3 protein-coding genes are annotated in these 4,491 nt (G+C 68.9%); 1 reads left to right on the forward strand and 2 read right to left on the reverse strand.

The annotated features are described in order from the left end of the window. Positions 1-200 precede the first annotated feature (200 nt). The gene (gene aspA / locus CCS38_RS24775; RefSeq protein WP_223735515.1) at positions 201-1,610 is read left to right on the forward strand and encodes an aspartate ammonia-lyase; all 1,410 of its coding nucleotides are present in this window, start codon (positions 201-203) and stop codon (positions 1,608-1,610) included. A gap of 201 nt (positions 1,611-1,811) precedes the next feature. Here aspA and CCS38_RS24780 read toward each other — a convergent pair whose 3' ends face one another. Together CCS38_RS24780 and CCS38_RS24785 are read right to left on the reverse strand one after the other, a co-directional pair. Further along, positions 1,812-2,936 carry an amidinotransferase gene (locus tag CCS38_RS24780; protein WP_223735516.1) on the reverse strand — a complete coding sequence of 375 codons (1,125 nt, stop codon included), beginning with the start codon at positions 2,934-2,936 and terminating at the stop codon, positions 1,812-1,814. Positions 2,937-3,527: 591 nt separating this feature from the next. Then, a partial coding sequence (locus CCS38_RS24785) for an adhesin (protein ID WP_223735517.1) occupies positions 3,528-4,491 on the reverse strand: 964 nt, incomplete at its 5' end.

The following is a 4,491-nucleotide window of genomic DNA, read 5'->3' on the forward strand; positions in this document are numbered from 1 at the left end:
CGTACGACCGGTCCCCGCGCTGCTCCCCCGGGCCGTCGCCACCCCCGCGTGACCCGACGCAGGTAAAGCGCCTGTCTCAGCCCCCACCCAACGAGCCCGACCCACCGGCCTCACGAGCCCGACTCACGCACCTCACGAGCCCGGCTCACCCACCTCACCAACCTGACTCACCCACCTCGAAGAAGAGGGCCCGCACACTCATGACCGCCGTCACCCGCAGCGAACACGACCTGCTCGGAGACCGGGAGATACCCGCCGACGCGTACTGGGGCGTCCACACCCTGCGCGCCACGGAGAACTTCCCCATCACGGGCACCCCGATCTCCGCCTACCCGCACCTGATCGACTCCCTGGCCACCGTCAAGGAAGCCGCCGCCCTCGCCAACGAGGAACTCGGCCTGCTGGAGCCCCGGAAGGCGGCCGCGATCGTCGCCGCCTGCCGCGAGATCCGCGACGGCAAGCTGCACGACCAGTTCGTCGTCGACGTCATCCAGGGCGGCGCCGGTACCTCGACCAACATGAACGCCAACGAAGTCGTCGCCAACCGTGCGCTGGAGCTGCTGGGGTTCGCCAAGGGGCAGTACCAGCACCTGCACCCCAACGAGGACGTCAACCTCGGCCAGTCCACCAACGACGTCTACCCGACCGCCGTCAAGATCGCGACGGTGTTCGCGGTGCGCGGTCTGCTCAAGGCGATGGCCGTCCTCCAGGACGCCTTCGCCGCCAAGGCCGTCGAGTTCCGCGACGTGCTGAAGATGGGCCGTACTCAGCTCCAGGACGCGGTCCCCATGACCCTCGGGCAGGAATTCTCGGCGTACGCCGTGATGCTCGACGAGGACCGCAGCCGGCTCGCCGAGGCCGTCGAGCTGATCCACGAGATCAACCTCGGCGCCACCGCGATCGGCACGGGACTCAACGCCCACGCCGGATACGCGGAGTCGGCCCGCCGCCACCTCGCCGACATCACCGGCCTGCCCCTCGTCACCGCCGCCAACTTGGTCGAGGCGACTCAGGACTGCGGCGCGTTCGTGCAGATGTCCGGCGTGCTCAAGCGCATCGCCGTCAAGCTCTCCAAGAGCTGCAACGACCTGCGCCTGCTCTCCTCCGGCCCGCGTGCGGGCCTCGCGGAGATCAACCTGCCGCCGGTCCAGGCCGGGTCCAGCATCATGCCCGGCAAGGTCAACCCGGTGATCCCCGAGGTCGTCAACCAGGTCGCCTTCGAGGTGATCGGCAACGACGTCGCCATCACCATGGCCGCCGAAGCCGGACAGCTCCAGCTCAACGCCTTCGAACCGATCATCCTGCACTCCCTCTCCGAGTCCATCACGCACTTGCGCGCCGCCTGCCTCACCCTCGCCGAACGCTGCGTGGCAGGCATCACCGCCAACACGGAGCAGCTGCGCGCAACCGTCGAGAACTCCATCGGTCTGGTGACCGCCCTCAACCCGCACATCGGATACGCGGCCGCCACCGACATCGCCAAGGAGGCTCTCGCCAGCGGCCGCGGCGTGGCCGAACTCGTACTGGAGAGGGGCTTGCTCCCGGCCGAGAAGCTCGCCGCCCTGCTGCGCCCCGAAGTCGTCGCGGGCAGCGGTGCGCCTCTGGCCTGATGGGCCAGGCCGTGCCGAGCGGCGCCGGGCCCGCCGACGACGGCGGGCCCGGCTGAAGGCCGCCGCCCTGAGGCGTTCGCGGGACGGGGGGACTGCGGGGCTCTCGGCGGCACCGGTCCCCCGGGATCAAGACGGCGCCCGACCTGCCTGCCTGCCGGAGCCCCTTTCCAGCTTCTTGCGGTCAGTGGCCCAGTGGCCCGCTCAGTCGACGTACGATTCGAGCTTGCCGCGGCGCCGGACATCGAGTGTCGCGCAGTGGAATGAGCCGCCGAACGACGCGTAGTGCAGCAGGTCGCACGGGATCGGCTCGAACCCCCATTTCTCCAGCGCGCGCAGCATGCCGGTGTGGTGCCGATCCGCGATCACCCGTTTCTCGTCGACCATGAGAACGTTCATGCTGAGCCACTTGCCGCACATCGAGGTGATCTTCAGCAGGCGCTCGTCGAGCGGGTCGGGCTTGGGCGCGATCAGGATGTCCCACGAACTCAGCACATCGGGCAACCGGTCGATGTCGATGTATTCGGGATTGACCAGTACCTTGCCGGGCGCCAGCAGAACGAACGTCGTGTCGATGTGCATGGGCGTGCGACAGCGGCTTTCGATCTCGTGAATGCGATAGCCGGGCCCGAGGTGGCGGCGCAGCCAGTCGATGCCCATCCGGTTGGTGACATTGCTCCGCATGACGAACAGGTCGCGTCCCGCGCGCACGAAATCCGCCGCGTCGAACACCGGCTCGAACTCGGTAAGGATGTAGCGCATGGGCTCGCCGGCTTTCGGGACACGGAAATCGGTCTCGAACAAGTCATCGGTGAGCTGCGGCTTCGGCGCCGCCGTCCAGCGCGCGCCACGCCGGAAGTAGTCCTTGAGGATCTCGCGGTAGGAATGCGTCTCGAAATACCGGCACGGCCATGCCATCGGGGTTTCGATGATCTCGTCCCCGATCACGAGCATGCTGTCGCGCGGACAGGTGTTGCAGAATCCGCGTGACGACCAGTCGGGGGTACCGAAGCGTCGGCTGTGGTCCACCGCGTCCGGGCGCCTGACCGTGACGTCGAGGGACTGGAGAAGCGCGATGAATTGATCGAGCTCCTGCTGCGCCTGCTCGACCATCATGCGCGGATACTTGAAACCGGCCGCAAGCCGTTGCAGCCGGGCCGCCCATGGCGGGATGTTGCACGTCACGACCGGGTGGCCGGAGGGGATCGTCGCGCCGTCGAGACGACCGACGATGATCTCCTCCAGCGGATCCCACTCGTTGTGCGAATTGACCGGTGAAACGAGAGGTTCCGCGGCGTCGGCAGCCGTGGCCGATGGCTCCGGGATCATGCGTAGTCCACAGCCCGCACAGGGGAATCCTCCGTACCTGCGTCATTGCCTGCCGCCACCGTCAGAATGCCGGGCCTCTGCACTACCGCCATACTCAACCGCTTTCGATCGACGCAGAAGTCAGTGACTCACCATATCCACGTACCTCAACCGCGCACGTCCGCACGGCGCAATACGATTCCGGGCCAGGGCCGATTTCACCTCCTGCCCACGAGCGCGAGCCGGCGGCACATACCGGCCTGTGGTTTCGCCACCGGATGGACGAGTCCGTCATACCTTTTCCGGTTCCGCGCCGCAACGCCGCCCTCGTCATCCCGACGGCCGAGGCCCGTGCCCGAGAGCGCTGAACGAGAAGAACGGCAGGAATACGGCGCCGGTGGCGAATATGTGATGCGCCCACGCAGTTACCGACAGGCCAGTGGCGGCGATGGTGACCACTTGGCTATCTGCCGTCGCGCGCAGCGTCCTGAGTGACCGGCTGCCCCGTTGCGCGCAGCCGGTCTGCCCATCCGACGCAGTCCTCGGACTTCACGGTGTTGCGGGTGCGGCCTCGGGCAAGGAGACCAGCCGCGGCGGTCCCTCAGCTGACGCTCAGCCGTGACAGGTGACCTTGACGGGCGCCGCCGCGTGGTGGGCGGCCTCGCGGCCCGGGCCGTAGTCGATGCCGCGGTCCAGCAGCTTCACGGCGATCTTGCCCTGGCGGACCTGGAAGGTACCGCCCGGTTGCCAGCTGCCGCGGTGCCCGGCCTGGTCGACGGTGAACTGGCCGTACTTGGTGTTTCGGTCGAAGGCGTCGGTCAGCACGTGATACGTGGTCGGGTGGCCGTTCACGTCGCGGTCGTTGGGCCCCTGGGGCACGTAGACCGAGACCTGGCAGGACCGGGACTCCGGGCCCGGCGCGAACCACCACATCACGCGGCTGTTGGCGTCCTTGCCCGGGTCACCGGACATCGGTACGGACGTGAACTGGCCGCTGCAGCCGCCCTCCTGGGTGCTGCCGCCGGTGAGCCCGTACCAGCCGTTGCCACCGTCGTTGTAGGCGCCCTGCTGCTGATAACCGCCGCCGGGCGGCGTCGGGCAGCCGGGGCCCGCGAGGCCCGTGTAGGTCACGCGCGGCGGACCGGCGGGCTTCTTGGCCTGGGGAGCCGGGGCCTTCTTCTCCGGCTTCTCCGGCGCCGCGGGGGTCGGGGTGGGCGCCCCGGCTTCGCTGGGCTTCGGGGCCGACGGGCTCGGGGACTTGCTGGGCTTGGCGGCCGGTACCGGAGAGCCCGTCTTCGTCGGCCGCGGCTCCTTGGCGGCGACGGCCTTTTCCTGGCCGTCGCCGAAGCGCACCTGGGAGGCGCCGAGGGTGGCCAGCGCCACCACGCCGACGCCGACACCGGCCAGCACGGGCAGGCCCAGTACCGTCTTCCACACCCGCCGGCCGGGCGCCATGCCTCGCAGCGGTGTACGCGCCCCCTTGGCGAAGGTCTCCGCAAAACCGGTCCCGGACGGGCGGTCCGGGCCGGCGTTCTTGTTCGGCTGTGACAACGGGGGTTTCCTCCTGGGAGTAGTC

Origin of the sequence: Streptomyces purpurogeneiscleroticus (assembly GCF_020024005.1) — a bacterium.
Taxonomy (GTDB): domain Bacteria; phylum Actinomycetota; class Actinomycetes; order Streptomycetales; family Streptomycetaceae; genus Streptomyces; species Streptomyces purpurogeneiscleroticus.